General features: G+C 45.9%; 31 protein-coding genes and 1 rRNA gene. 15 read left to right on the plus strand and 17 right to left on the minus strand.

Translation table 11 applies throughout. The features are described from left to right. Positions 1 to 91: 91 nt before the first annotated feature. From QUB63_RS07480 to era, 4 genes are all read right to left on the minus strand, one after another. Positions 92 to 520, minus strand: a complete 429-nt coding sequence (locus tag QUB63_RS07480; protein WP_332944181.1) for a type II toxin-antitoxin system VapC family toxin — start codon at positions 518 to 520, stop codon at positions 92 to 94. Beyond that, a complete protein-coding gene (locus tag QUB63_RS07485; protein ID WP_332944183.1) occupies positions 517 to 732 on the minus strand; it encodes a hypothetical protein in 216 nt (71 codons plus the stop codon). The genes QUB63_RS07480 and QUB63_RS07485 overlap by 4 nt, the downstream gene beginning before the upstream one ends. Positions 733 to 1,018: 286 nt before the next feature. Next, positions 1,019 to 2,569 carry an ATP-binding protein gene (locus QUB63_RS07495; RefSeq protein WP_332944185.1) on the minus strand — a complete coding sequence of 517 codons (1,551 nt, stop codon included), beginning with the start codon at positions 2,567 to 2,569 and terminating at the stop codon, positions 1,019 to 1,021. Positions 2,570 to 2,751: 182 nt separating this feature from the next. Next, entirely contained in the window at positions 2,752 to 3,663 is a 912-nt protein-coding gene (era, locus tag QUB63_RS07500; protein ID WP_332944233.1) for a GTPase Era, read from the minus strand. Between the two features lie 510 nt (positions 3,664 to 4,173). On the opposite strand from era, the gene QUB63_RS07505 reads away from it, so the two are divergent. Further along, the gene (locus QUB63_RS07505) at positions 4,174 to 4,605 is read left to right on the plus strand and encodes a hypothetical protein (RefSeq protein WP_332944186.1); all 432 of its coding nucleotides are present in this window, start codon (positions 4,174 to 4,176) and stop codon (positions 4,603 to 4,605) included. 246 nt (positions 4,606 to 4,851) lie between these two features. Here the strand turns inward: QUB63_RS07505 and QUB63_RS07510 are convergent, their stop codons facing one another. Further along, positions 4,852 to 5,118, minus strand: coding sequence for a hypothetical protein (locus tag QUB63_RS07510; protein ID WP_332944187.1), 267 nt, complete (start codon positions 5,116 to 5,118; stop codon positions 4,852 to 4,854). A gap of 489 nt (positions 5,119 to 5,607) precedes the next feature. Between QUB63_RS07510 and QUB63_RS07515 the strand changes: the two genes are divergently transcribed. From QUB63_RS07515 to QUB63_RS07525, 3 genes are all read left to right on the plus strand, one after another. Continuing rightward, entirely contained in the window at positions 5,608 to 6,165 is a 558-nt protein-coding gene (locus QUB63_RS07515; protein WP_332944189.1) for an NUDIX hydrolase, read from the plus strand. 77 nt (positions 6,166 to 6,242) lie between these two features. Next, positions 6,243 to 6,998, plus strand: a complete 756-nt coding sequence (locus QUB63_RS07520) for an ATP-binding cassette domain-containing protein (RefSeq protein ID WP_332944191.1) — start codon at positions 6,243 to 6,245, stop codon at positions 6,996 to 6,998. A gap of 141 nt (positions 6,999 to 7,139) precedes the next feature. Next, on the plus strand, positions 7,140 to 7,790 hold the full coding sequence (locus tag QUB63_RS07525; RefSeq protein WP_332944193.1) for an ABC transporter permease: 651 nt from the start codon (positions 7,140 to 7,142) through the stop codon (positions 7,788 to 7,790). 30 nt (positions 7,791 to 7,820) lie between these two features. On the opposite strand, the gene QUB63_RS07530 is transcribed toward QUB63_RS07525, so the two are convergent. The 3 genes from QUB63_RS07530 to QUB63_RS07540 form a co-directional block, all read right to left on the minus strand. Further along, the gene (locus QUB63_RS07530; RefSeq protein WP_332944194.1) at positions 7,821 to 11,138 is read right to left on the minus strand and encodes a PAS domain-containing protein; all 3,318 of its coding nucleotides are present in this window, start codon (positions 11,136 to 11,138) and stop codon (positions 7,821 to 7,823) included. Next, the gene (locus QUB63_RS07535; protein WP_332944195.1) at positions 11,135 to 11,332 is read right to left on the minus strand and encodes a hypothetical protein; all 198 of its coding nucleotides are present in this window, start codon (positions 11,330 to 11,332) and stop codon (positions 11,135 to 11,137) included. Before QUB63_RS07535 ends, QUB63_RS07530 begins: the two co-directional genes overlap by 4 nt. Before the next feature lie 218 nt (positions 11,333 to 11,550). After that, entirely contained in the window at positions 11,551 to 12,162 is a 612-nt protein-coding gene (locus QUB63_RS07540) for a DUF1802 family protein (protein ID WP_332944196.1), read from the minus strand. A gap of 268 nt (positions 12,163 to 12,430) precedes the next feature. Here QUB63_RS07540 and QUB63_RS07545 point away from each other — a divergent pair, with 268 nt between their 5' ends. From QUB63_RS07545 to QUB63_RS07560, 4 genes are all read left to right on the plus strand, one after another. Then, a complete protein-coding gene (locus QUB63_RS07545; RefSeq protein WP_332944198.1) occupies positions 12,431 to 13,390 on the plus strand; it encodes an aldo/keto reductase in 960 nt (319 codons plus the stop codon). Between the two features lie 258 nt (positions 13,391 to 13,648). Then, positions 13,649 to 15,514, plus strand: coding sequence for a serine/threonine-protein kinase (locus QUB63_RS07550; RefSeq protein ID WP_332944199.1), 1,866 nt, complete (start codon positions 13,649 to 13,651; stop codon positions 15,512 to 15,514). A 156-nt stretch (positions 15,515 to 15,670) separates the two neighbouring features. After that, positions 15,671 to 16,030: a hypothetical protein gene (locus QUB63_RS07555; RefSeq protein WP_332944200.1), complete on the plus strand. Its 360-nt coding sequence runs from the start codon at positions 15,671 to 15,673 to the stop codon at positions 16,028 to 16,030. After that, positions 16,030 to 16,431, plus strand: coding sequence for an HNH endonuclease (locus QUB63_RS07560; RefSeq protein ID WP_332944201.1), 402 nt, complete (start codon positions 16,030 to 16,032; stop codon positions 16,429 to 16,431). The genes QUB63_RS07555 and QUB63_RS07560 overlap by 1 nt, the downstream gene beginning before the upstream one ends. Before the next feature lie 155 nt (positions 16,432 to 16,586). Here the strand turns inward: QUB63_RS07560 and QUB63_RS07565 are convergent, their stop codons facing one another. Then, on the minus strand, positions 16,587 to 17,246 hold the full coding sequence (locus QUB63_RS07565) for a Uma2 family endonuclease (protein ID WP_332944202.1): 660 nt from the start codon (positions 17,244 to 17,246) through the stop codon (positions 16,587 to 16,589). A 106-nt stretch (positions 17,247 to 17,352) separates the two neighbouring features. Here QUB63_RS07565 and QUB63_RS07570 point away from each other — a divergent pair, with 106 nt between their 5' ends. Further along, entirely contained in the window at positions 17,353 to 17,817 is a 465-nt protein-coding gene (locus QUB63_RS07570) for a XisH family protein (protein WP_332944203.1), read from the plus strand. After that, the gene (locus tag QUB63_RS07575) at positions 17,787 to 18,116 is read left to right on the plus strand and encodes a XisI protein (RefSeq protein ID WP_332944204.1); all 330 of its coding nucleotides are present in this window, start codon (positions 17,787 to 17,789) and stop codon (positions 18,114 to 18,116) included. The genes QUB63_RS07570 and QUB63_RS07575 overlap by 31 nt, the downstream gene beginning before the upstream one ends. 43 nt (positions 18,117 to 18,159) lie before the next feature. Here the strand turns inward: QUB63_RS07575 and QUB63_RS07580 are convergent, their stop codons facing one another. Both QUB63_RS07580 and QUB63_RS07585 read right to left on the minus strand, forming a co-directional pair. Then, positions 18,160 to 18,666, minus strand: coding sequence for a hypothetical protein (locus QUB63_RS07580; protein WP_332944234.1), 507 nt, complete (start codon positions 18,664 to 18,666; stop codon positions 18,160 to 18,162). A gap of 260 nt (positions 18,667 to 18,926) precedes the next feature. Then, positions 18,927 to 19,058, minus strand: coding sequence for a hypothetical protein (locus tag QUB63_RS07585; protein WP_332944205.1), 132 nt, complete (start codon positions 19,056 to 19,058; stop codon positions 18,927 to 18,929). 151 nt (positions 19,059 to 19,209) lie between these two features. Here QUB63_RS07585 and QUB63_RS07590 point away from each other — a divergent pair, with 151 nt between their 5' ends. From QUB63_RS07590 to QUB63_RS07605, 4 genes are all read left to right on the plus strand, one after another. After that, the gene (locus QUB63_RS07590) at positions 19,210 to 19,704 is read left to right on the plus strand and encodes a hypothetical protein (RefSeq protein WP_332944206.1); all 495 of its coding nucleotides are present in this window, start codon (positions 19,210 to 19,212) and stop codon (positions 19,702 to 19,704) included. Positions 19,705 to 19,899: 195 nt separating this feature from the next. Continuing rightward, on the plus strand, positions 19,900 to 20,343 hold the full coding sequence (locus QUB63_RS07595) for a hypothetical protein (RefSeq protein ID WP_332944207.1): 444 nt from the start codon (positions 19,900 to 19,902) through the stop codon (positions 20,341 to 20,343). Positions 20,344 to 20,607: 264 nt separating this feature from the next. After that, positions 20,608 to 21,096 carry a type II toxin-antitoxin system VapC family toxin gene (locus QUB63_RS07600; protein WP_332944208.1) on the plus strand — a complete coding sequence of 163 codons (489 nt, stop codon included), beginning with the start codon at positions 20,608 to 20,610 and terminating at the stop codon, positions 21,094 to 21,096. Positions 21,097 to 21,098: 2 nt separating this feature from the next. After that, on the plus strand, positions 21,099 to 21,284 hold the full coding sequence (locus QUB63_RS07605) for a hypothetical protein (RefSeq protein ID WP_332944209.1): 186 nt from the start codon (positions 21,099 to 21,101) through the stop codon (positions 21,282 to 21,284). Between the two features lie 141 nt (positions 21,285 to 21,425). On the opposite strand, the gene QUB63_RS07610 is transcribed toward QUB63_RS07605, so the two are convergent. The 6 genes from QUB63_RS07610 to QUB63_RS07635 form a co-directional block, all read right to left on the minus strand. Then, positions 21,426 to 21,761, minus strand: coding sequence for a DUF5615 family PIN-like protein (locus QUB63_RS07610; protein WP_332944210.1), 336 nt, complete (start codon positions 21,759 to 21,761; stop codon positions 21,426 to 21,428). A gap of 27 nt (positions 21,762 to 21,788) precedes the next feature. Continuing rightward, positions 21,789 to 22,013 (minus strand): DUF433 domain-containing protein, encoded by a 225-nt coding sequence (locus tag QUB63_RS07615; RefSeq protein WP_332944211.1) that lies wholly within the window; start codon positions 22,011 to 22,013, stop codon positions 21,789 to 21,791. Positions 22,014 to 22,159: 146 nt separating this feature from the next. After that, the gene (locus tag QUB63_RS07620; RefSeq protein WP_332944212.1) at positions 22,160 to 23,095 is read right to left on the minus strand and encodes a branched-chain amino acid ABC transporter permease; all 936 of its coding nucleotides are present in this window, start codon (positions 23,093 to 23,095) and stop codon (positions 22,160 to 22,162) included. A gap of 36 nt (positions 23,096 to 23,131) precedes the next feature. After that, entirely contained in the window at positions 23,132 to 23,701 is a 570-nt protein-coding gene (locus tag QUB63_RS07625; RefSeq protein WP_332944213.1) for a GNAT family N-acetyltransferase, read from the minus strand. A gap of 47 nt (positions 23,702 to 23,748) precedes the next feature. Further along, entirely contained in the window at positions 23,749 to 24,699 is a 951-nt protein-coding gene (locus tag QUB63_RS07630) for a branched-chain amino acid ABC transporter permease (protein ID WP_332944214.1), read from the minus strand. A gap of 121 nt (positions 24,700 to 24,820) precedes the next feature. Then, positions 24,821 to 26,077: an ABC transporter substrate-binding protein gene (locus QUB63_RS07635; protein WP_332944216.1), complete on the minus strand. Its 1,257-nt coding sequence runs from the start codon at positions 26,075 to 26,077 to the stop codon at positions 24,821 to 24,823. 498 nt (positions 26,078 to 26,575) lie between these two features. Between QUB63_RS07635 and QUB63_RS07640 the strand changes: the two genes are divergently transcribed. Next, positions 26,576 to 26,651 (plus strand): 16S ribosomal RNA (locus tag QUB63_RS07640); the annotation flags it as partial.

Consider the following 26,651-nt stretch of genomic DNA (forward strand, 5'->3'; position numbering starts at 1 on the left):
AAGAGAGCCGATCGAACACTGGGCGATCGGCTGTAATGAAGGCATGAATATTCGATAGGCAACGGGATTGACGACTATTTCTACTGACGCTTTAAACTGTCCAATCTTCGATCGATAACCCTGTTACTTTACCAAAATCTTTATGATTGCGGGTTAACAAAATCAACCCACGGAACATTGCAATTGCCGCGATCCGAGCATCCATCTTTGCTAGTTGAATCCGTTGTGACTGTAATCGATCGAATGTTGTAGCCGCACCTGCATCGAATGAGACAAGGGGCAACACTTTGAAGTCACTAACGAGCCGCGCCATCATTGTATACCCTCTCACTACGTCATCCGGGTTACGAGCACGATTAATATAAGCGTGACAGCCAAGCATCTGTTCGTGAAACGTTACAGTCGATACGGCAAAATCTGATAGCGGGTACTGAGCCATGCGCGTCGAAAGGTTGCTAAAATTTATGCCTGCTTGACGTTGAAGAATACTCAGATGATCTGTATCCAGTAAATATTTCATAGCTCATCTTGAGCTTCGAGGAGAGACTCATCCCCTTGGCGAATCGCTCGTCCATAGGCAAGTACCTCCTCAAAGGCAGGTTCATCTTTGAAAGACCCTATAATTTGTTGCAACCAATTCGTCGGTCCAGAAGCCACAATTTGCTTCTGCAACTGGGCGATCGCTGCTTCCACTGCTGCAAGCCGTTCCTCTAAAGAAGTGTTAATTGCCATTTTAGTTTCCCTAATTAATTTTTCCTATCCTATAAAAAATATTGTATTGCAGTTGCGGTACAATGTCGTTTCTAAGATGACTATACCGCAAACTACGGATAAATGTCAACACGGAATTCGCACCTTACAAGAGTTACTCGGACACAAAGACGTGCAAACAACGATGACTTATACTCATGTATTAAATCGAGGTGGACGGGGTGCGAAAATCCCATTTTATGGGTGAAAGAGAGTCGCTCGCACACCCTCGGCGATCGCCAGAACCAAAACATTCATCAGAACTTCTTCACGCACGAATAACTGTAACGGTTCGCCCCATTGGTGTCAGATGAATTTCAGTATTCAACCGTTCTTCTAATTCGATCGCATTCTCGCGTCGATCGAATATCACCAACCACCCTTCATCTTCTCCCAATCGAGCCAAATATCCATCTAACTGTTCCAACCCTTTACTCAACGGATCGACTTTCCGAGTTCGCCAAACCTTCAGTTCAATTCCCAATGTTACCTCACCATAACGCAAACATAAATCCATTCTGTCGCGTCCGATCGCATATTCCCGCTCCAATGTTCCCCCACCATTAATCACGCGATGCAGAAATGCCATCAACACTAAATGAGGGGCTATTTCGGGATAAGACGCACTTTTAAGTAACGGTTCGCCATGTTGCAGCCAAAATGCAAGAAATGCTTGCAGGAGTGCATCTGGTAGTAGTTCGCCGCGATCGTTCAACCAACTCGGACTGATAATCGGTAAACTATCTTGCGGCCCTTGCGCCAAAACTCGCGGCAACACTTCTCGATAAATCGGATTGGCGATGACTAAACCGCCGGCTGGATCTCGTTTGAGCAAGCCCAAATCTACGAGGTATTGGCGATCGTCATTAGAAGATTCTGGCAATTCTCGTCCGGCTAGCATCGGCTCGATAATGGCTTTGACTCGGTTTTCTCGCAGTCGTTCTGCCAAACTATCCAAATGCGTATCTTGCCGTTGTATTAAAAATTCTTTAGCTGATAAAATATGTTGTGGTGTAATTTCTATAAATTCATCTGTTACTAATTCTTCTACAATTTCCTTAGCTAAAGCATTCACTAACCAAGGTTGTCCCTGAGTCAGTTCAAAAGCTAAGGCTACGGCTTCAGGTGTAAAAACTTGTCCGGTATCTTGGGTATGTTGCGCGTAGAGTTCCGCGACTTCTGAGGCATTAAAATCTCTCAGAGTAATCGATCGCACTTTAATATTAAACGGACTGGATGTATTGAGTCGATCGCTTCCCCCCGCAGCCACCTTGTAATCGCGAACATCCCGCAAACCAATTAAGCCAATAGACTGAGGAAACGCTTTCGGGCGATTGGGATAACCATCGCGCAGTTGGCGCAGAATAGAAATCAAAGCAAGGTCTTGTAGTGCGTCAATTTCATCGATGAAAACCACCAAAGGACGAGGAGAAGATTGTGTCCACAGGCTGAGTACATCGCCGATTTGCTGTCCCGGTTCCGACGAGGGCCAAGCAGGCGGCTGCAATTCTGGGGGAAGTCGAATCGAAATCGCCCGTCGCCAAGCCCCCAAAATAGCCTCTTCTGCACCAGCAATATCTTGACTGAAGGGTGCGCCCACTTCAACTGACAGCATCACGGCGGTGTATTGTCCGCTTTCGGTGAGTTGTTTGGCTAACGCCAGCATAGCGGTGGTTTTCCCCACTTGCCGGGGTGCATGGATGACGAAATAGTTGCGTTGAGCGATTAACCGTTCTAAGCTTGGTAAGCGTACCGTGGGCGACAGTGCGTAATGAATGTCTTCTTGGCATGGGCCAGCAGTATTGAACCAACGTGGCATAGGTCAACTGGGGCGAATGGGGCTGCTCTCAGTTTACTGTACGCTTGTTGGAATGGCGTTCTAGTTGTTAAGCGGGAGTTTGTATCGACTCTCCGCACCCGATGAAACTCTCTCTGAGCGAAAGTCGTGCTCGATTCTTGATTCATAGAACGGAAGAACCCCAACTGCCAACTGCCCAAATTTCACTCTTCTACCCGATAGCCCAATTCTGCCAAACGAGTGCGCGACTGTCGCCACTTCGGCTGCACCTTGACAAATAACTCCAAATATACTTTGCCTTCAATTAACTTTTGAATCTGTTCTCGGGCCGCGCTGCCGATCGACTTGAGCATACTGCCGCTTTTACCGATTAAAATGCCTTTTTGGGAATCCCGTTCGACGTGAATTGTCGCCAGAATGCGGGTAATTTTCGCTTCTTCTTGAACGATGTCGATCGCGATTGCTACGGAATGCGGCACTTCTTCCCGAGTCAGCAGCAAAATCTGTTCCCGAATCAACTCGCCCATAATAAAGCGTTCTGGCTGGTCTGTTACCAAATCCGGCGGATAATAATAGGGGCCTTCCTCCAGATGTTCGATTAACAACTGTTGCAGCGGTTCGACACCCTCGCCCGTGAGAGCCGAAAACTTGACGACAGGCCACTCTGGATTGATAATTTGCTCGTAAGTGCGATCGATCAACACGGAATCCTCCGGTTGTTCGTCCAACTTATTCATCCCCAAAATCACGGGAACTTTGGTATTGCTGAGAATTTCGACAATATATCGATCGCCCCCACCCGATTCTACCGAACCGTCCACCACAAACAGCACCACATCCACCGACTCAATCGCGGTGCGCGCATTCTGCACCAAAACCTTACCCAGTTGGTGGTGCGGCTTGTGAATTCCGGGAGTATCGACAAAAATAATTTGTGCTTCCGGCGTCGTCAGGATGCCCCGCAGCCTGTTGCGCGTCGTCTGAGACACCGGCGAAGTAATTGCAATTTTCTGCCCCACCAACTGATTCATCAGCGTGGATTTGCCGACATTCGGCCGCCCGACAATACCCACAAAGCCGGATTTGTAGCCCGCAGGAGCCGCGGGAACACCCATGATTTCCGATACGTCTATAAATTTGCTATCTTCCACTAAAATCACCTATTTTCAAGCCCCTTCTCTGCTTATTGTCGCCTGAAAATACTCAAACGCCCATCGATGTACTTTAGCATCTTTCTCCCCCTGGGGCGAGCCCGCAACACTCTTTCGCGCGATCGACCCGCTTGGACAGTGTTAAAACGCGATATGCGATCGACAAAACTTGATATCTGAGACAAAATTTGATAAAGTTCCAATGACATCGATCGAAAATGAATCATGCTGGTCAAACCGAGTCCCCAACGCTGTAACAACTTCAGATGTGTAAATGTCTAACTCAACTGAAACCATTCTACAGTTTGTCAGACCAACCAGTATTAACATTTTTGAGAATGTCTGGTAATAAATTAGGTGGTAAAACTCCAGATAAAAAGTTCATTAGCATCAGATTTTTTATAAATTAAAGCTAATGTTTTGGGTTTCTACCTAATGAGTGCTAACCGTCATAAACTTGAGGAGATGAATCGGATGAAATCGAAATTATTTTGGAGTTGCTGCACCGTTTTGGTAGCAAGCTTGCCTGTTCCCGCCTTCGCTCAAACCAGCCCTCCCACCAGCCCTCAAGCAGGTATTGACTACAAGGGCGGCTCGATGAACTACCAAATGGTACCCGGCAAAATACCTGACAGAACCTTACCCAGAGCCTTTGACTTTCCAATTATTACCAATGTGGCTACTGACACTAGCATCACCACGGATCACCTAATTACCGAGCAGTTTCGCGCGCCCGGGACTCGTCCAGAATACACCAGAGCTCTCACCACCTGGTCAGAATCAATCAGAGAATGTCTGGCCAAACAGCCCCGCTTGATCCGAGCCAGCACCAAAAACCCGATTCAGATTAATGGCAAAGTAGGCACGATTGTCAGAAACGCAAATAACCGTGCAGTTTGCAAATAAGCGAGTAAGTTCCGCTGTCTGAAAAAAACTACATAGCATTTTTGCACAAAAAGAGCAATAGTTTTCTATTGCTCTTTTTGTTGGGAAAATTTCAATTAATTGGTTTGTAGTGAGGACTTTAGTCCTTCTTAATTTTTCAGGACTAAAGCCCTCACTACAAACGAGATAATTCTGCCGAAACCTGGTTTTTTCCAAAAATATGCTGTGAAGCCCGAAGGATATGGATTTTAACACTCTAATTCCCGATTAAGTAGCGCAAAATTCATTCGTACTCAGCAAAATTTCCCCATAATCAGGAATCCAAGCCAGCCACTTTTCCTCCGAACACTCACACAACAGCCACGCTTCGTCAAAACTGAATGCTGTTGGCGGATTGAACAATTTGACCCACATCGAAGGAACCAATTTTGGTGCAGGTACGGCGCAGCCAAATTTTTCCCAGTCGCGGGCAGTGGCGGCGCTTCCTAGCGTTGGTTGCGGTTGCCGAGTACGAATATCTGTTTGCAGTTGCATAACTACTCCTGTAGAGGTAAAAGTCTGCACCAGGGCGAAGGCGCTGATCGACTTGATTCTGTAGTCTATGCTACTGAATTTTCCAGGCGAATGTGTAGGCTTGTAGCAAAAATTTACAATCGAGAGCGAAAAATCGGGTCAAAGCACAAAAGACCGATCGGCTAAAGTTGCGATCGGCAATTATCAATTACGATCGGAAAAACATCTAATTCACAGCAACCGCACCCGACGGCTAGGAGGTTCTTAATTCCTCAGTCTTGGACGCACTCCGACTCTGAGAAACCGGGTTTTTTACGCCCATCTGTGGGCTGCAACGAAGTAGACGCAAAAAACCCGGTTTCACCGGCCTCATGCAATATCCATCAGTTACATCCGTTACATCCGTTTCACAATCCGTTGCCGAACTTCCTTCTTCCTTCGATAAACTGTCAACTGTCAACTGTCAACTGTCAACTGTCAACTGTCAACTGTCAACTGTCAACTGTCAACATGAACCCAACCGAAAAATCTCACTGGAAAACCCTAGATAGATTTGTAGAAATCAACTCTCACTGGGTAAAACTAATTGGCGAACATCTGGAAACAACCGAAGGACAAATAGTAGAATATTGGCGAGTAGAAAGAGCAGATTCAGTGGTAGTCTTAACAATTCAAGCTGACAAATTGCTGTTTCCCCCACCGATGTATCGCCCCGGCGTAGCAGAACCAACTCTAGATTTTCCCGGCGGTAGGGTACCGGAAGCCGCAACGCCAGCAGCCGCAGTTCCAGCTACAATCAAAAAAGAACTAGGCGTGACAGAAAGTGCGATCGCCCGCATCGAACCAATCAACACCACAGGCTGGGCAATCAACAGTTCCTTTTCCAATCAAAAACTCTACGGTTTTGTAGCAGAATTGCACCCCACAGCCACAGTAAACCCCGAACTCATCGGTGCTGCATATCCTGTCACCCCCCACGGAATTCGCGACTTGCTCAAAAAATTAACTTGCCTCCAATGTCGAGCATTGTTGCTAGAATGGCAAAACCAAGTCGATTTTAGATTTTAGATTTTAGATTGAAGAATTGGGGATTTTCCCGCTAGCTGATTGACGATTTATTAAAATTAACATCACCAAAACTAATCATGGATATCAATCATGAAGTTGCTGTCGAATGCCTCGACGTTACATATCGCCTCAACCGCAGACATTTAGTAGACAAACTCAATTTCAAAGTGCTGCAAGGAGAAGTATTAGTATTGCTGGGACGCAGCGGTAGCGGCAAAACTACCACCATGAAATTGATTAACAATTTACTGACGCCAAGCAGCGGCGAAGTGCTTGTCATGGGAAAACCGACAACTGATTGGGATTCAATTCAACTGCGGCGAAAAATTGGCTACGTAATTCAAGAAATCGGTTTGTTTCCCCATTTTACCGTCGAGCAAAACGTCGGTTTAGTGCCGAAATTGGAAGGTTGGGAAACATCGCGCATTCAATCTCGCGTCCGCCAACTGTTAGAATTAGTCAACCTCGATTCCCAGCACTTCGCCAAACGGTATCCCCATCAGTTATCCGGCGGACAGCGGCAGCGTGTAGGCGTCGCCCGAGCGCTGGCGGCTGACCCTCCGGTGCTGTTAATGGACGAACCGTTTGGTGCTTTAGATCCGATTACTCGCCTGGAATTGCAGCGGGAATTCCGTCAATTGCAGCAGCAACTCGGCAAAACTGTGATTTTTGTGACTCACGGCATTCAAGAAGCTTTTTTGTTAGCTTCTAGAATTGGTTTGATGCAAGATGGGCGGTTGGTTGAATTGGCATCGCCCGATGATTTTCTGCAATCTCAGCATCCAGAAGCTCGGGCATTTATTGATTGTTTGCAATTACCGGGGACTGGGTAATATTACGTGCGATCGCATTCTTCGTTTATGGGTATGGGCGGGGCGGGTTTTTGAAGCTGAGGGCTAGGAATTAAAGATATTGGTGAACCCGCCCCTACGAGATATTCAATTATACCACAATTACTAATTACCAATTACCTAATGAGCCAATTTATCAACCGCTACGGCGCTGAGATATTTCAGCGCTCGCTCGAACACTTATATTTAGTAACTGTGGCAATTTTTATCGCTATTATTGTGGGGATTCCCCTCGGAATTTTAGTAACGAGAAAACCCAAATTGAAAAAGCCGATTTTGGGATTTGCAAATATTATGCAAACAATTCCCAGTTTAGCTTTGTTTGGCTTGCTAATTCCGGTTCCGGTATTGGGCGGAATAGGCGATCGCACGGCAATTATCGCCCTCACTCTCTATTCTTTACTGCCAATAATCCGCAATACTTATACCGGCATTGTCGCCGTCGATCCGGCGATTGCCGAAGCAGCAAGAGGCATGGGAATGACCGATATGCAACTGTTGTGGCAAGTGGAAATTCCCCTAGCCCTGGGCGTGATTTTGGCGGGCGTGCGAGTGGCCTCCGTAATTGCGATCGGGCTAGCAACGATCGCGGCGGCAATTGGTGCCGGCGGCTTGGGAGTATTTATTTTTCGGGGCGTTGCTACAGTCAACAATCAGTTACTTTTGGCTGGGGCAATTCCGGCCGCTGCAATGGCATTAGCTGCGGATTTTGGGCTGGGTTTGGTGGAAGGGCTGCTCTCGAAAAGTACATTAAAAACTGTTAATGAGGACTGAAGTTCTGACTGCAAACTTGGAGAGAGATGTTTAAACCGATCGCACTTCCTCTGCTAAATTCATCTCAGGTTCAGGGTTCAAAAGCGGCAAAAATACCTTAAAAGTAGCTCCCTGATTCTCGCCCGCACTCTGGGCAGCAATTGTCCCGCCGTGTGCTTCCACCAAGTGGCGGACGATCGCCAATCCCAATCCCAGCCCGCCATATTTGCGCGTCAGAGACACATCCTCCTGGTAGAAAGAATCAAAAATAGATAGCAAAAAGTCAGGATGGATGCCTTTACCAGTATCGCTGACGGCAATCATCACCCGATCCTCTGCGTTGATGAGCCTCCCGTAGGGGCGGGCTCCGCTAACGCCCGATTTCTCCAGCCGAATCTCCACTCTGCCACCGTTGGGAGTAAACTTAATCGCATTAGAAAGCAAGTTCCAGACAATCTGCTGCAGTCGCACCGCATCCCCCAACACCAGCCCCAGATCCGGCACCACCTGATGAATCTCGATCGACTTAGCAGCCGCTGCCGATTTCACAGTATCGATCGCAGATTCCACAGCCAAAGTCAAATTCACCGGGGCCGAATTCAAGCTCAGTTTGCCGTGCATAATCCCCGCAATATCGAGCAAATCATCAATCAATTGAGTCTGCAATTTGGCATTGCGTTCGATCGTGTCTAAAGCTTTGGCAGTTTGCGCCGCATTCAAGGCTTGACTTTGCAGCAGTTGCGTCCATCCCAGGATCGGATTCAGGGGCGATCGCAATTCGTGAGAAAGCACAGCCAGAAATTCATCCTTACTGCGGTTAGCTTTTTCCGCTGCTGCGCGCAGAGCTTTTTCCTGCTGCAAGATATTGTCTCGCTGCTGTTCCAAGCATTTTTGGTCTTCAATATCAGTTGCCGTACCGAACCATTTAACTACCTGATTCCGTTCATTCTTGAGGGGAATAGCTTGGTGCAAAAACCAGCGATACACGCCGTCGCTGCGCCGCATTCTACCTTCGGCTTGATAAGGGCTGCCGTGTTGTTGAGCAGACATCCAGCGATCGCCCATCATAGAGACATCATCAGGATGGATTACCGCCGGCCAACCTTCGGCTTGAGCTCGTGCTAGCGTCAAACCGGTGAAATCTAACCAGCGCTGGTTGACATCGAGCAATACCCCGTCAACGTTTGCTGTCCAGATTAATTGCGGGATTGATTCCGTTAAATATCGATAGCGTTCTTCGCTTTGGCAGATCGCTTCCTCGGCTTGTTTGCGATCGGTAATATCGATCAGCGTTCCCACGTAGCCTGTCACCGTTCCGTTGCTGTCTAGGTAGGGCAGCGACTGGGTGTAGTACCAGGTAATGCTGCCGTCCGGGTGTACGTGCCTGCCCTCGTTCTGGTAAATTCCTCTGGGCTCCGGTTTTTGACACCATTGCAGCCATTCGAGCCTGAGGCGATCGCATTCCTCGGGATGCAAAGCTTGCACCCATCCCATCCCCAAAGCCTCCTCTACCGGTCGGCCTGTCATTTCGCCCCAGCGGCGGTTGACATAGAGACAGTTATTGTTAATATCAAACCGGAAAATGGCTGTTGGAGAGGCTTCTGCCAGAGCAGCAAACTGGCGCTCGCTTTCCTGCAAGGCGATTTCTGCTTGTTTGCGATCGGTAATATCCTCAGCAATCCCTGTGAACCGATAAATTTTTCCTGCCTCATCTTTGACCGGAAAACAGCGGTCTCTCACCCACCGCACGGTGCCATCGGGCAAAACAATCCGGTACTCTTCATCGAACTTGCCCTCAAGCGCTTTCTCCTGAAACGCCTTAGCGTTTGATTCGCGGTGTTCTGGATGCACAAAATCTTTCCAAACCCGATAGTCATCGTACAAACATTGGGGGTTCAATCCCCACAGCCGTTCGTAAGCGGGACTGATATAAATCACTCGCCGCGAGGGGTAATCGGAAATCCAGAAAACAGCATCGATGTTTTCTGCCAACTGGCGGAAGCGTTCTTCGCTGTCCCGCAAAATTGCTTCGGTGCGCTTGCGCTCTTGCAGTTCGCGCTGTGCTTGCTGATAAAGCTCGGCCTGCCGGATGGCAATGCTCACCTGCTGAGTCAACTGCTCGAGCAAATCAATTTCTAAGGGTTGCCACAGGCGCCCGGCGCCGCACTGATGCACGATCAGCAGTCCCCAACACTGGTTTTCGTGCAGGATCGGTACAACTAGATTTGCTCTGACTTGAAACTGATTCAGCAGTTCGACGTGACAAGGGTCGATCGAGCCATCGCGAATATCTGTTTTTGCCGTCACCAATCCTTGACGGTAGGGTTCGAGATAACTGCTTGCCAAACAAAGGTCATAGATTTGGGATGCTAGGATCGATCGCCACGGCACCGCCACCGATTCTGCTACCACAGTGCCCCCGCCATCCGCCTGCAAACGAAAGACGATCGCCCGATCCGTGTCCAGAAACTGCCGCACGGACTCTACGGTTGTTTGCAAAACGCGCTCTAAATCCAGCGATTGGTGAACTTGCTGGGCAATCAGCGCGATCGCCCGCTCCCGCTGCACTTGTTGCAAGCGTTCTGCTTCTGCCTGTTTGGACAATGTGAGGTCTACTACTGTGCCCAGGAGCCGCAGCGGTTGCCCCCTCCAGTCATAGTAAAGCTGACCTTTACCCCCGAGCCAATGCAGCGAGCCATCGGCCCAGACAGTGCGAAATTCGACTTCATAGTTAATGCCTGTCTCAAGGGTACGGCTTACAGCCCGGGTAACACTTTCGCGGTCTTCCGGATGCACGAGTTCGATAAAATCTTCATAACTTGCCAGAGAAGTTCCCGCCGGCAGACCAAACAGCGGCCCCACCAGATTAGACCACACCAGACAATTGTTGGGAATCTGCCACTCCCAAGTACCCATGCAAGCCGCTTTCAACGCTAGGTGCAAGCGTTCTTCGTTTTCTTGCAGCTTGGCGTGCAATTGCGCTTTGTCGATCGTGCCGTTCACCGCCAGCCGCAAACTCTCCGGTGCGATTTGTTCTTTTATTAGATAGTCTTGGGCGCCGGCTTTGATGGCTTGGACTGCGATCGTCTCGTTCCCGACTCCCACCACAATTACAGGTAAATATCGCTGCGATACTATTTTGCTTCGCAGTTGGGCGATAAATTCCAAACCGTCCATATCTGGCAGCCGATAATCGAGCAACACCAGATCCGGCTGGTGCCGTTCCCACAGCGCCAAGCCTTCTTGTCCTAACGGCGCTGCGATTATTTTGTATTGGTACTCGCGATCGTGCAGCAGGTACTGCCGGTACGAATGGCAGTCTTCCGGGCTGCGATCGACAATCAAGACGGTGCGCTGGATCTGACTCATTGCACACCTTCCTTGCAAGCGCGATCGCTCTTGATGGCGATTTCACAGCACCCATCCCGTAGCGTCTGGTTGCTTCCCTTCAATTGACAAACATTCATCCGAGCGATCGTACAGCTATAATTTGTTACAGAGACTTGGAAAACCAAAGCCAAACGCAGAGAGGATTTTTTTTCTACAGGCTTAAAAAGCATCATCGCTGCTACCCATAAAACCCAACCCCGGTTTAAACACTTAAAAATAATACCAATACATTCTATCTACTTTCAACACGTTCGATCGGCGAAAAAATCAATCCGTCAGCGTTGTAAATTTCTGCAAGCCATCCGCCTTCGGAGGATTCGCCATCAGATTGCGGATTTCATGTGAGCGTGCAATGTACTCTCCCTCGCTCAAAATATCTGCGAATAAAAAATCAATCCGTCAGCGCTGTAAATTTCTGCAAGCCATCCGCCTTCGGAGGATTTGCCATCAGATTGCGGATTTCATGTGAGCGTGCAATGTACTCTCCCTCGCTCAAAACAGCTTCGCTGCCCTCCAGCGAAATAGGAGCAGCCAAATCAATCCAAGAACGGCAACCGCCGTAGTCAGAAATGTACGGAATTTCAGCTATTTCTGCCAGCCGATAAGCCCGCAGCAATAAAATATAAATAGGCTGATTTTGTTTCCATTTCAGGCGGTCGCCGACAAATTTTTCATTCCAAATATGGTAAGGAAACAGCGCCGTAATTGCCGGTTCCCAAGCTACCAAAAAAACATCGGTAATCTCAGCCCAACTGCCAATTCTAATAGTTTCAGGATGCCAACCAGATTCTACAGTTTGTACCTGACTCGCAAAATCCGGCTTTAATAAATCCGGCTGTTGGTGTTCAAAAGTTGGATACAGCAAAACCTGCTTGTCAGCGACATTAAAATGTCCGGCTTGCTCGCGAATGCCGCCCTTTCGCAACAGCACAATCGTTCTGCCCCCTTCTAAGGCATTAACCGCTACATTCCATTCTTTCAGCGCGCGAGTAGTTGATTTCATAGGAATATATTTTTGTTTTAACAATAGTAACAAAATCGGTGGATGAAAGCAAGTACAGCTACTTTTTTCTGTTAAGATTAGATAGCTTGAGGGTGAATATTCAGTTGACCTGTGACAGTTGACCTGTGACAGTTGACCGCAAGAGGGCGACCTCTACGTGGAAGTCCGAGGATTGGATTAATGAATCGTCTGATTTTAATTTCTCCCGAAAAAGCTTTGGGTTTTAAACCAATTCTTTCTGGTAAAAATCAAAATGAGGGCTACAGCTATGGAAAAGCGACAATTGGGGACATCGGAAATTCAAATTACCCCGATCGTTATGGGGACTTGGCAAGCCGGCAAGCGGATGTGGGTGGGAATTGAGGATGCCGAAACTGTCAAAGCCATGCGCGCCGCTTTTGAGGCTGGTATTACCACTTTTGATACGGCTGAAGTTTACGGCGAAGGGCATTCGGAACAAATTATCGGTCAAGCACTTTCAGATGTGCGATCGCAAGTAGTTTATGCCAGCAAAGTTTTTGCCAATCACCTGAGACCAGATTTGCTAATCGAAGCGTGCGATCGATCGCTCAAAAATCTCAACACCGATTATATCGACCTTTACCAAATCCACTGGCCCGCCGGCACTTGGAATTCCGAAGCTGTACCAATTGCAGAAACAATGGACGCCCTGAACAAGTTAAAAGAACAGGGAAAGATTCGGGCGATCGGCGTTTCCAACTTCTCCCGCGCCCAAATAGCAGAAGCCGCCCAATACGGACGCATTGACAGTTTGCAACCGCCATATTCTCTGTTTTGGCGCTGGGTAGAAAAAGACGCCATGTCTTACTGTGTAGAAAATCATATCTCAATCCTTGCCTATTCATCTCTAGCTCAAGGAATATTGACAGGTAAATTTGGCCCCGAACACAAGTTTGAAGAAGGCGACCACCGCACCAAAAATAAGCTGTTCATCAAAGAAAATTACGACCGAGTGCAAACAGCATTAAACCAACTCAGGCCAATTGCCGATCGCCACCAAACAAGCTTGGGAAACTTAGCATTAGCGTGGTTGATTGCGCAGCCGCAAACCAATGCAATTGTCGGCGCCCGCGACGCAAAACAAGCCGCCGATAATGCTAAAGCTGCTGAGGTAAAACTGAGTGAGGAGGACTTAAAAGAAATTGACGCGATCGGGCGAACAGTCACCGATCGTTTAGACGACAATCCCGTGATGTGGAACTTTTAAAACAGTTGACAGTTGACAGTTGACAGTTGACAGTTGATAAAGGACTTGCATTCCGAACGATCGAACCAACTTTTACAGTCCCGGACGCAGAGATAGTCAGAAACCGGGTTTTTTGCATTGTACTTCGTTACAGCCCGCAGATTCAGTAAAAACCCGGTTTCTTTGGTATTTATGCGCAAGTTTTATTTAATCTAGCTTCGCAAATCTCAAATCCCAAATCCTCAAATCTCAAATCTCAAATCTCAAATCCCAAATCGAATGAGTTACTGTTTAAACCCCAACTGTTCCAAGCCCCAAAACCCGGATGCAGCCAAAATTTGCCGAAATTGCCGGTCAAAACTGCTGCTGCGCGATCGCTACCGGGCCGTAAAGGCGATCGGACAAGGAGGTTTTGGCAGAACATTTCTCGCCGTAGACGAAGACAAACCATCAAAACCGCGCTGCGTAATCAAACAATTTTTACCCGCAGAAACCCAACTCATCCCCTCAGCCAGCAATCGCAACAGCAAAAAAGCCGCCGAACTTTTTGAACAAGAAGCAATGCGATTAGACGAATTGGGAAAACACCCTCAAATTCCCGAACTCTTAGCCTATTCCATCCAAGACAGCCGACAATATGTAGTCCAAGAATTCATCGACGGACAAAACCTAGCACAAATTGTAGCAGCAGAAGGCACATTTACAGAAACTCAGATTAAAGACTTACTCAACAGCTTACTACCAGTCCTTCACTTCATCCACTCCCACAACGTCATTCACCGAGACATCAAACCCGGAAACATCATCCGCCGCGCCGACAAACAATTAGTTATAGTAGACTTTGGCGCAGCAAAAATTGCCACAGGTACAGCCTTACTCAAAACAGGAACCAGCATCGGCAGCCCCGAATACATCGCCCCCGAACAAGCCAGAGGAAAAGCATTTTTCACCAGCGATTTGTACAGTTTAGGCGTAACTTGCCTGTATTTATTAACTCAAGTTTCTCCTTTTGATCTATTCGATCCTGGAGAAGATGCCTGGATCTGGCGGCAGTATTTGGCCAACAACCCGGTGAGTGAAGAACTCGGGAAAATTTTAGACAAAATGATTGAAAACGCTACCAACCGCCGCTATCAAACGGCTATAGAAGTATTAAAAGAAATTAATCCCCAAGTTGCGATCGACCTCACGATTCCCCAAACAATTACCAAACCAGTCAAACCCGCCGCCAATCCCAATCCGCCCACACAGCAAACTCATAACTGGCAATGTATTCACACATTAACCGGACACAAAAACTTAATTTCCTCTGTAGCTTTCAGCCCCAACGGAGAAGTTGTCGCCAGCGGCAGCGATGACAAAACAATCAAGCTTTGGCAGGTACAAGACGGGCAAGAAATAGTGACTCTCGCAGGACACGCCAACTCAGTTCATACAGTAGTTTTCAGCCCCGACGGAAAGATACTTGCCAGCAGCAGCCACGACAAAACAATCAAACTTTGGCGGATGAAAGACGCGCAAGAAATTCGCACTCTTAGCGGTCACAGCAACTCAGTTTATGGCTTAGCTTTCAGTCCTGACGGCGAAACTATTGCTAGCAGCAGTTGGGACAAAACAATCAAACTTTGGCGAGTGAAAGACGGGCAAGAAATTCGGACATTTTCCGGTCACATCAACTTAGTTTACTTTGTCGCCTTCAGTCCAGACGGAGAAACTTTGGCTAGCTGCAGTTGGGACAGAACCATCAAGATTTGGCGAGTCAAAGATGGCAAGCTAATTCGCACGCTGACAGGTCATACAGACTGCGTTCGCTGTCTGGCTTTCAGTCCAAACGGAGAGTTTCTTGCCAGCGGCAGTCACGACAATACGATCAAAATTTGGTGGGTCAAAGATTGGCAAGAAGTTTTAACAATTGCAGGTCATTCTTGGTATGTTGATTCGATCGCTTTTAGTCCCGATGGCGAGGTAATTGCCAGCAGCAGCAATCAAACTATTAAGATTTGGCGGGTCAAAGATGGTGGAGAAATTTGTAATATTTCCGGGCATACAAATTCGGTTTACTCGGTTAATTTTAGCCCGGAAGGAGAGTTTTTGGCTAGCGGTAGCAGTGACAAAAAGATTAAAATTTGGCAGAATATTGTGTAATTTTAATTACAGAAGTTCGTAGTAAGGACTAAAGTCCTTATTCCGGGCGAAAAGTTCTCGATAAAAAATGAATTCCTTACTAATAACCGGAGCTGCGATCGCGCAATATAGCATTTTGAATGTTACAATTAATAAATAACAGATAGAGAAGGAGATATGACTACAGTAGCTATCATGCCTGTATTTAATGCCACGGGCGAGAAATCTTATCGTGCTATTGCGGGCGATCGGGAGTCTGTTGGCAAAACTGCGGGTCAAGCTTTAGATGCTTTAACGGCTTTGTTAGGTGAAACAAACTTCAGCGCACTAATAGTAATTCAAAGCTTTAATCCTGACGAATTCTTTACTGTCGAACAACAAAACCGATTATCACAATTAATGAATTTGTGGCGTGCAGCGCGCGATCGAGGACAAACCCTTTCTCCCAAAGAACAAGCAGAATTAGAAAGTCTTGTCGAGGCTGAACTCAAAGCTGCTACAGTTCGGACATCAGCTCTCGTACAACAATTGAGTTAATGAACCCTTACTACAATCTAGTAGCCGATCGAGCTGCTCATCGCTGCGAATATTGTCGCGCGCCTGAAATCGTATTCAACTTTCCTTTTGAGGTTGAACACATTGTTCCGCTTTATCGAGGCGGTAATGATGAAATTTCAAATCTAGCATTAGCTTGTCGCTCTTGTAACCTTCGGAAAGGGAGTAATACAAGCGGAATTGATTCTACGTCTAACACAGAAGTTTCCTTTTTTCAGCCAAGACAAGATAGGTGGGACGAGCATTTTCAAGTCCAAACCGAGTCTGGTGCGATCGCGGGAATGACACCAACAGGTAGAGTAACAGTTGCTGGTTTGGCAATGAACTCTCAAGCACAATTAATAGCTCGACAATTATGGATTCGTTTAGGTTTGTTTCCGTAGTGACAAAACTATTAAGATTTGGCAGAATATGATGTTGGCTTAATTAACCACGCTCGAAATTGTTTGTAGTCGTTAGGCGGGGGCAGGTTTATGAGAATTTTCGAGTTTAGGCAATTATTGTGGGTGAACCCGATCCTGCTGGAATTAATATCGATTCACCGAACACGATCCGATCGACCGTTCTCGCTTTCAATTTTCCGTCGCAACTCTCGAATTGCAACGCTTGTATTGCGATCGCGCGACATTTGGTAGCACTCCAGGACAAGTTCTGATATGTTAAAATTGGGAAAATAACGGCTAATAGAAGTTTCCCCGTAGCCTTCGCCTTCCAAACAATAAATCCTCAACCGATTCTGCTTGAACAACCACACTTCCGGTACTCGGTAAGGCAAATAATCATCCACATCCGTGTAGCTAGTGACATCGACTTCGATCGCCAAATCCGGCGGTGGTTCGACACCCCAAGCAATCCGATCCTTACCTGCGATCGCAGCCCAATTATCGATATAAAAACAATAATCCGGTTCAATCCCCCTTACCTCCGGCAAATCCATCGTAATCGGTGTAAACGCTTCATAATCTTGCCCCAAGCAATCCAGCAAAACCATAGCCACCATTGCAATAATATGAGCTTGTCGTCCCTGTACGGGTAAAGGGGACATCAACAAAATCTCTCCTGGCCGATACTTGATGCGCGGAATCTGACGGTCTCCTAATTGTTGCACAAGAGCTTGATAGTCCTGCCAAGTACCAGGAAACTTCATAACTGTTCCTGGGGGTAAATGAATTTTTTCTGGGGTGACGACTGCAAACATAAAACTTATACCTCCTGACTGAGTATATGCGTTTTTAACTAAAGTCGCAACTGCTTCAGATCGCCCGATCGCGCTATAATAGATAAACTTAGCTAAAATTTAGGCAATGCCCCCAAGAGATTCTATCCATAACATTGTCAAACAAGCAATTGTTAAAGATGGTTGGCAAATCACCAACGATCCCTATGTTATTTCTTACGGCGAGCGATTTTTGTTTGTAGATTTAGCTGCTACTGAATTATCCACTCCCGATCGGATTTTCGGACAGTTCATTGGTGCAGAATATAAAAACAGTCGCATCGCTATCGAGATAAAAGAATTTGGAGGCAAATCAGCGATCGCTGATTTAGAGCAAGCAATTGGACAATATATTCTTTATCAGCTATTACTCAAGCAAGTCGATCCAGAACGCCATGTTTATTTAGCCATTCCTGATAGCACTTATTATTCTCTTTTCAGTGAGCCAATTGGTGAACTCGTCATTGCCGAACTTCCCCTAAAATTGCTGATTGTAGATTTACAAAAAACCGAGGTAAAACAATGGATACCAGCGCGACCTATCGAGAAATAGTAAAACAGGTTATTCTTCAATACGCTAAATTACGTCCCTCTCATGGAGACATTAGACTAGATCCGGTGTTTGATGAAACACACGATCGCTATGCTCTCATGCAAGTAGGTTGGGATAGAGGACGGCGAGTGAGAGGGAATTTAATTTACATTACCCTAGAAGATGGAAAAGTTTATATTGAATACGATGGCATGGAATGTGGCATTACCCAAAATTTGATAGATCGAGGTATTCCAGAAAATGATATCGTTTTAGCTTTTATGTCATACTCTTTAACAGCTTTGACTGCCGCTGTTTAGTGATGAATGGCAAGAGAGCGATCGGAAAATAAACTCATTCTTTTCAATCTATCTGCTTCACCACCTCCAAGGGTAGTTCTAGCACCTTTGCAATTTGCTCATCTTTCAATCCCAACTGTCGTAATTTACCAACCATTTCAATCTTAATTTGATTCTTTTTCCCAGGGAAGTCAGGAGTTTCAGCCCCACTTTTATCTGAGGTAGGAGTGGGTATTTCTGAGCAACCATTGATATAGTTAATTGTGTTGCTATTACCAAAATTAGTAGTGCGATAGCCAAAATTTATATTCAGATTTAACTGGCGTTCTAGAACCGATTCCAGATTACCTTTATCAACTGATTCACCGAAAATATCAGATAACATATGTAAAAGCTTGTAACCTACATCCTTAGCATGACCCGCCGTACAACCATAAGTATTTGCAATGTCAGAATACTTTTGTCGCTTCAGTATTCCCTCGATAATTCCACGCTGCAAGTCATTTAGATGTTTGCCTGTCTTCGCGCAGACTACTTCATCTACAAATTTCAAAATGTCGGCAGTGTCCATCACTAGGGGTGTCAGAGAACTATAGTTAGTATAGCCGTCTTTATCCGTCTTTTTCCGTCTTTTTCCGCCTTGCACCCCAATTTTAGAAATACCCGTCTTTTTCCGTCTTTTTTCTCTTTGCAGTTTTGGGCGATCAATCTATGATGTGGAAAAGGATAAAAATCAGCTTCGCTGAAAGAAGGGAGTGCACATCTAATCCCAATCTCCAATAGCGACCGATGGTGCTTTACTAGGTTGCGAGTTGCGATCGCACTTCTAAATTATCTTATAGGTTTTGGGCGATCGCCTGTATTGGTGAACAGAACTTCATCTACCACTTTTAAGACTTCTGCGATGTCCATCGATCGGTCAGATAGGCTGGTTTTTCCTATATTATCCGATCTTTCCGACATTTGGGCAATTTTTTCTGGAAAAGTTCCGACTCAATCCGACTGACAGGGCGATCGGGCTTGGGTTTCGATTGGGAAAGATTATTTGACACTTAGATTGTAAGTACGGACAAGATAAACACCATCAAACAACCGTAATGGAGGATTAATTCAAATGGGTAAAATCGTGCGTGCTGCTGTTTTGACTGCTGTCGTTGGTTATATTTCTGTATCTGGTAATGTAGATGTACTTGCACAGCAACGGTATACAGGTTCATATACAATAAATAAACATATTGGTGATGTATATGTGGCAAGCGTAGAAATCACATCTGCAATGGGTGAGTATATGCCGGACTGTCCAACCGGTGCTTGCGTTCAGATGATGCAAAAAGGATGGCTAACTTACATTACGCCGAATGTTAGTTTACCAAAATGCGGTAGGAGATACTACCTTGATGGATACGTTAAGGTCAAGTATAGAAATGGTCAATCATGGATGGAAGCAACTTGGGATCTAGACAGCGGTAAGGAAGGATATCAAGGGAAACTAGATGCCAAGCGGTTTATTGGTTGGTATAACGATCCTGCTTCTGGTAACGTCGAAGTTAGTACTAGCGCGACCTGTAAGTTGAATAACAATCCAAGAAATCTTTTACCCAGGTGGTGAGGGTGAAAGATGCGATCGCCCCTTACTTTTTTACTGATAGGCGATCGTACTCTTTGTGTGGATGCGATCGCACTTGATCTTTTTTCACCGACAGGGTGATCGGGCTTGGGTTTTGATAGGAAAGAAGTTCAATAATCCTTCCTTAAGAAGGAGGTACTATGAACCGACAGTTAACTGAAATTGGAGAACTAACTGATGAAACTAACTCTAAAATTTATTTTGATATCCGCTGGTGTGCTGGTTACTAATTTTAATATGCACGAAGCAAAAGCGCAAGCAGTTAAGTGCTTTGATGTAAGTTCGAGAACAGGTTGGCAATACTTTGACCTTGGGGGTCCATATACTCGTATAGCCAGTGTTGGTGGAGGTTGGTCTGTAGATGCGAGAAGCTATGCTCGTGTTGGTCCTCAAGGCCACAATGAACCTGGGCTAGAGCCATATAACCAATATAAATACGATCGAGGATATCCTTTTGGTGCATTATTTGTAGATATTCCCACAGATGGTATTGGATATGTATGGGTGCGGGGGGTTCAACAACTACCTAAACCAATCACTCGGACTGCTATACGAATTAACGATGCTGACAATGCACTAGGAGACAATTCAGGTGTTCTCAGAGTTTGTTTTAGTCGATAAGGGGGTAGAGATACGATCGCCCCTTACTTTTTTTATGGAGAGGCGATCGATAAGGAGTGGGGATGCGATCGCCCCTTACTTTTTTATTGATAGGCGATCGCGCTTCACTTAATTTTGTGAGGGTGTGTTAGAAAAACATAACATACCCTATTTTTGTATAGAGATTTGGAGTAGTAAAAGCGCCGATCGGAGGATGCTTTAGAGACCCGTAAAGCATCTGGTTTTGTGGCATGATGAAGTGTTCGCCATCGCGCACCGAACCACATGACTCAAACGGTTTACATTGAAACTAGCATTCTCGGCTACCTCACCGCTCGATCGACAGACAATCTAATTGTTGCAGCCAACATCAAAATCACTCAAGACTGGTGGGATGAGTACAGTAGCTCGCTGGTACTTTATACCTCAGAAGTTGTTGAAGATGAAGCAACAAGGGGAGATCCAACGATCGCGTCTCAACGACTGAATCTGTTACAATCTTTAACCTTCCTGGATTTAACGGAAGAAGCTGCGGATCTCGCGGAAGAATTTCTACGGCAGAGTAACCTACCGTCTAAAGCCTCCAACGATGCTTTACACATGGCGCTGGCAACAGTCTATGGCTTAAATTACTTGCTAACCAGGAATTGCAAGCACATGGCAAATTCCCAGATCCAACGAAAATTATCAGATATTAGTCGCGATCTTGGATATAAGCTACCATTTGTTTGTACGCCTTACGAGTTCATGACAATTGAGCCTTTAGGAGAGTAGCAATGTACAAAGACCCAATTTTGGAACAGATCCACAAGTACAGAGAAGAATACGCAAAATCCTTTAACTATGACCTCAAGGCAATATTTGAGGATTTGCGAAAGAAGCAAATTGCTAGCGGGCGGAAAGTTGTGAAACTCCCAATTAAGCGCTTGTCTAACACTGAACTGCACCCGACTGCAAGCTAAAGAATTATTTTTTTATCGATAGGCGATCGCACTTCTTGTGTAAATGCGATCGCCCCTTGTCTTTTTTCACCGACAGGGCGATCGATGAAAAGTGTGGATGCGATCGCTCTTTCCTTTCCAATATCAAACTAACTCAAATCCCTATGTAAGTGGTTTTCTAAACCGATGTCCATCCGGTTCCACAACCACAAATGCCCCTTTTAGTTCTTCTTCAGAATAAGTTTGTATAACTCTTGCTAGTTCGTTGTGAATGGAGTTCACAGTTTTAGGTAAGACTCTAAGGTAAATCACACCAGTGCCGATCGCCCTCACAAAAACAAGATTTCCGTAATCTCTATTTCGCGTAACCAGGATGCGATTTTCTGCTTGGGCTACTCTCAGTATTTCTTCATGACTTGCTTGCGCTCGACCTATTTGAGCGACAACCATTACATCATGTCCTGCATCAATCAAAAACTTTATGGTAACAGCATACACATTTTAGTCTATCAGAAATTTCGTAATTTAAGCTAATGCTAAATGCACATCGACCGCCGCCACCAGTGCGATCGCATACTGCAAGCACGCCCGAATATCATCCGTTTCTAGATCGGGATAGTAGTCTTGGATAATTTCTGCAAAAGAAAGCCCTTCATTTAGTAATTCGAGAACGCTTTTTACCGTGATGCGCGTACCCACTATGCAAGGCTTACCAAAGTGGATTTGAGGGTTGACGGAGATCCTGTCCATGTTGACCGCAGAGCTATATGTCTCTTCTATTTTAAGTCATAAAGCTGGCGATCGCACTCAATCTTTTTTCACCGACAGGGCGATCGCTCTTTTGGGCTAGACGTTAAAGCGGGTAACTGGTAGCCATCATCACCACAAATCAAATTTTAAACAGAAGTACGATCGCCCTTCTTCCACCTCTTCAACAACTCCGGCGTCACCAACCCTTGCGGGAAAAATATCGTTCCCAAAACAATCAGCAACCCAAAAATAATTAACCGCCCATCCCTCAAAAATTGCGCCAGCCAAATCGGCAATCCCTGAATAGTAGCCATCCCCCTCAACACCTCCGGCAAAGCAGTAAAAACCATCCCGCCCAAAACCGAACCGACAAAAGTTCTGCTACCGCCAATTAACACAGAAGTCAAGTAAATAATACTGGCATCAAAAGTACCTTGACGCGCGTTCCAAGTATTGAGAAAATGCGCGCTAACCGCACCGACAACACCAGCTAAAACAGCACCTAACGTGAAAGCCAAAACCTTATAAAAAGTTGGGTTAATGCCGATCGCATCTGCCGCCAACTCATCAGCCCGAATTGCCGCAAAAGCCCGTCCCACCCGAATCCGTTCCAGCCTGTAGAGAATCCCCATACTGACCAGCAGCAAAGGCAGTACAATCCACAAATACTCGATCGGCGTTGCAAACGGTTGCGGAATCCCAAAAATCCCCACAGCCCCGCCAGTGATATCCAGATTCAGCGATAAAACCCGCAGAATTTCCACAAAAGCAATAGTTGCGATCGCCAAATAAATCCCCCGCAACCGCAGCGCCGGAACACCCACCAAAATACCCAGCAACCCCGAAACAGCCCCTGCAATTATCATCTCCAATAACAGCAGCGGCAGCGGAAATAAACCGCCCGTCGTTTGAAACACCGTCGTAGACAAAATCGCCGCAATATACCCCCCCAAAGCATAAAAACCGGGGCTAGCGAGAGACAATTGTCCAGTCATCAAAGGCAAATATAGCGACAATCCCAACATTGCACCCAGCAACATTGAGACAATCAGAAACCCGTAAGTAGTAAAAAATTCATTCATTTGATTTTAAATTTGCAATTATCAGAAAAAATCTGATTAACTTGGTTTCCAATTTGGATTGATTAAGCTAGTCTGAATATGGTCTTCCCACCGACCATTTATCAACAAATAGTCTCTGGCGTAACCTTCCACCACAAATCCCAATCGTCTCAGTAGATTACCGCTACGCTGATTGTGAGGCATATAATTTGCCATAATGCGATGTAAATTCAACTCTGCAAATACATATTGGATTGCAACTCGCACAGATTCAGTCATATAACCTTTACCTTGTTGCGATTCTGCCAGATTATATCCCAAAAAGCAGAAATGACCTGCACCTCGCACAAAATTATCAAAGTTAACGTTGCCGACAATATACTTAGAAGTAGCTTTCTCAAAAATCCACAATTTTAAAGATTTATCAGACTCAAATCCTTGGAAATCTTTCTCTACTTGTTTTTGCCAATAACTTTCCGTTAAAAAATCTTCTGCCCAATGTCGGTGCCACGGAGCAAAAAAACTTTGGTTGTGACTGTAAAACTCAATTATTTTGCCGATATCGTCTCGATCGGCCAATCGCAATAAAAGGCGATCGCTTACAATTAATGGAACTTCCACTTTCATATCACATCTCTTTAGCGACTGATGCACTATAGTTATTGCAAATAATCCTACACTTTTTGAATCAAACGTCGTCCAAACAAACCCTGCGGCCTAACCAACAGCATAATAAACAATATCGCAAAAGCCACAGCATCCTTATAAGCCGAAAAATCACCGGGCACAAAAGCCTCCACCAAACCAATTATAAACCCACCAAAAACAGCCCCCGGAATACTCCCCAACCCACCCAGAACAATCACAGCCAAACCCTTCAAACCAAAAGCAATCCCAAAATACGGCCCCGCAATACTCACACTAGAGCCCACCAAACTCCCCGCCAAACCAGCCAGAAAACTGCTCACAAAAAACGTCAAAACAATATACCTGTCAGTATCTATACCCAACAGACTAGAAGTAGTAGCATCTTCAGCAACCGCCTGCATTGCCTTACCAAATTTAGTGAAATTTATCAAGTAAGTTAGGAGACTGACAATCGCCACAGCCACCACAAAAATCACTATTTGCACAGTGCGAATCGGAATCTGTTGATCCGCCGTACCAAAGTTAATAGCAGCAGGCAAATTGCCGTAAGTATTAGCCGGAAAAGTGTAAATCTCAGCCCCGACAAGATATTGAATGATATTTGCGATCGCCACTGCTACACCCAAACTAGAAACCACCGTCAGCAAAGGATCTGAGTTTCTGCGGCGCAAAGGCAAAAAAGCAACTCTTTCAACAATTACTCCCACCAAACCAGCCAACACACTGCCCAAAATTAGCGCCACAGCAAAAGGCAACTGCAGGGGAATTCTCGCATTAGCCAACAACCCGTTAAAACCGAAAGCACCGCCCATCAGCGTATAAGTGAAATAAGCACCCAAAGTAAACACCGCACCGTGAGCAAAATTAATAATTCCGAGAATTGAAAAAACCAGCGTGTATCCTAGCGCAAAAATAGCATACACGCTGCCGATCGACAAACCATTCAGAAATTGTTGCAGAAACAGAGTTAAGTCCATCGCCAGTCACGAATTAGGCATCAACATTAAATCATTCAATCAGAAATAGGCTAAAAAACTACCGTCCTCTTTTTTGAATACATCCGTTAAACCCGCTACAAAATCCGTTGCCGAACTTCCTTCATTTCAAAAACTCAAACTTACCGTTATTCCCATCCGCCTCCATTTTGATTCGTGCCACATAAAATTCTTTTTGATTGATTTCACCTTCCGGCGTAAAAGAAATTTCCCCCAAAGGCGTATCGTACTTGCCAGTCAACAACTGCTCATTAAGCTTTGTACGCAATTCTGCCAAAGGCTTTTCGCTAACCTTAGACTGAGCATTAATTGCCTTTAATGACTCGACAAAGACTTGAACACCAGTAAAAGCTTGAGCACTAAACTGAGGCGGTTCCTTCTTAAATTGAGCGCGATAAGCATCGCGGAAAGCCTTATTAATTTCATTCTGATATTCCGGGCTGTAGGCTTGGGCAATCAAAACCCCATCGCAAAGAGCCTTGCAAACAGTAAATACATTGGAAGTATTCAGACCGTTGCCCCCAATAATAACGCCTTTGTAGCCCAACTCCCGCAATTGCTTAATTAAATTGCCTCCATCTGCGGCTAACCCAGAAATAATTATCAAATCAGGCTTGACATTGATCGCGTTAGTGGCCTGAGATTGGAAATCTGTATCAGTAGTCAAGAATTTTTGGACTGTTGCCAATTCCAGCCCCATATCTTTAACCGTTTTCTGGAAAGTTTCAGTCTCAGATTTGCTGAAAGCATCATTCTGAGCAAAAAACACGGCTACTTTCTTAATATTGGGATTTTGCTTCAGTGCAGCTTTCACGGCATTAGGTGCTACCACAGCGACAGGCGCGGAGACTCTGGCTACATAATCGCCAATCTGGGGAATGCCTTTAGCGGTGTTGGAGGGTGCGAGTACGGGAACTTTTGCGCGATCGGCGATCGGATCGGCACCAAAAGCCTGCTGTGATAGAGTTGGGCCCACAATCCCCACCACCTTATCCTGATTGATCAGAGTATTGAAGGCATTGATCGCCCCTTGTTCATCTCCACCCGTATCTTGGAACACCAGTCTAATCGGCGTCCCATCCACACCGCCCTTATCGTTGAAATACTTCTGGGCAATTTTCGCCCCAGCCACCTGTTCCTGGCCGAGTAAAGCCACATTGCTAGTTTGCGCCACCCCAACCCCAACGGCAATAGCCGTAGAGTTCCCGGCACCCGAACCCTGCGGCGAAGCTGCGGGAGATGGGGAGGTAGCTGGAGATGCTGTAGTTGAGGTCTGGGGAGTGTTCGTCTGACTGCAAGCGATCAGCAGTGAAGCGCAGGTAACGAACAAGGCACTAGGGCGAGGGGCTGGTTTTTTCATGGGCGGGCGATCGAACACATATATATATAGAACATCTGTCTGTAGAGATATTCTACCCCTGAGCGGCAGAGTCCCCGGAAAAAACCTAACCATTACCGCCCACAACAGGTGACATCCGGAAAAGCAGAATGGGCGATCAGATACCCGAGCCTGCCTGAAGAGCCGAAACCCTTGCTGTGTATAGCTTCAAAAAAAATAAAAAATATTTTCGCAAAACGCTTGACAACCCCTTGCGAAATAAGTATATTAATAAAGCGCCAGAGAGAGAGCGGTTCACACCGCAAGCTTGAGGCACAGATTAAGAGAAAAAACTGAACCCTGAAAAAAGAATAGTTTGAAAGCTTAAAGCACTATTAACCTCGTCAAAAAAATGAAGGATAGAGAGTCAAAGCGGAAGCTGATACTCAATATCACAAACAACGAGAAAAATGTCAAGTATCAGAGTTCACAGAGATGTTGAAACCTGAGTAGCTTGATATATAGCCAAAAAAACAATCCAACACGGAGAGTTTGATCCTGGCTCAGGATGAACGCTGGCGGTCTGCTTAACACATGCAAGTCGAACGGAGTAGCA

The organism is Microcoleus sp. ARI1-B5 (assembly GCF_036705795.1).
Classification (GTDB): Bacteria; Cyanobacteriota; Cyanobacteriia; order Cyanobacteriales; family Microcoleaceae; genus Microcoleus.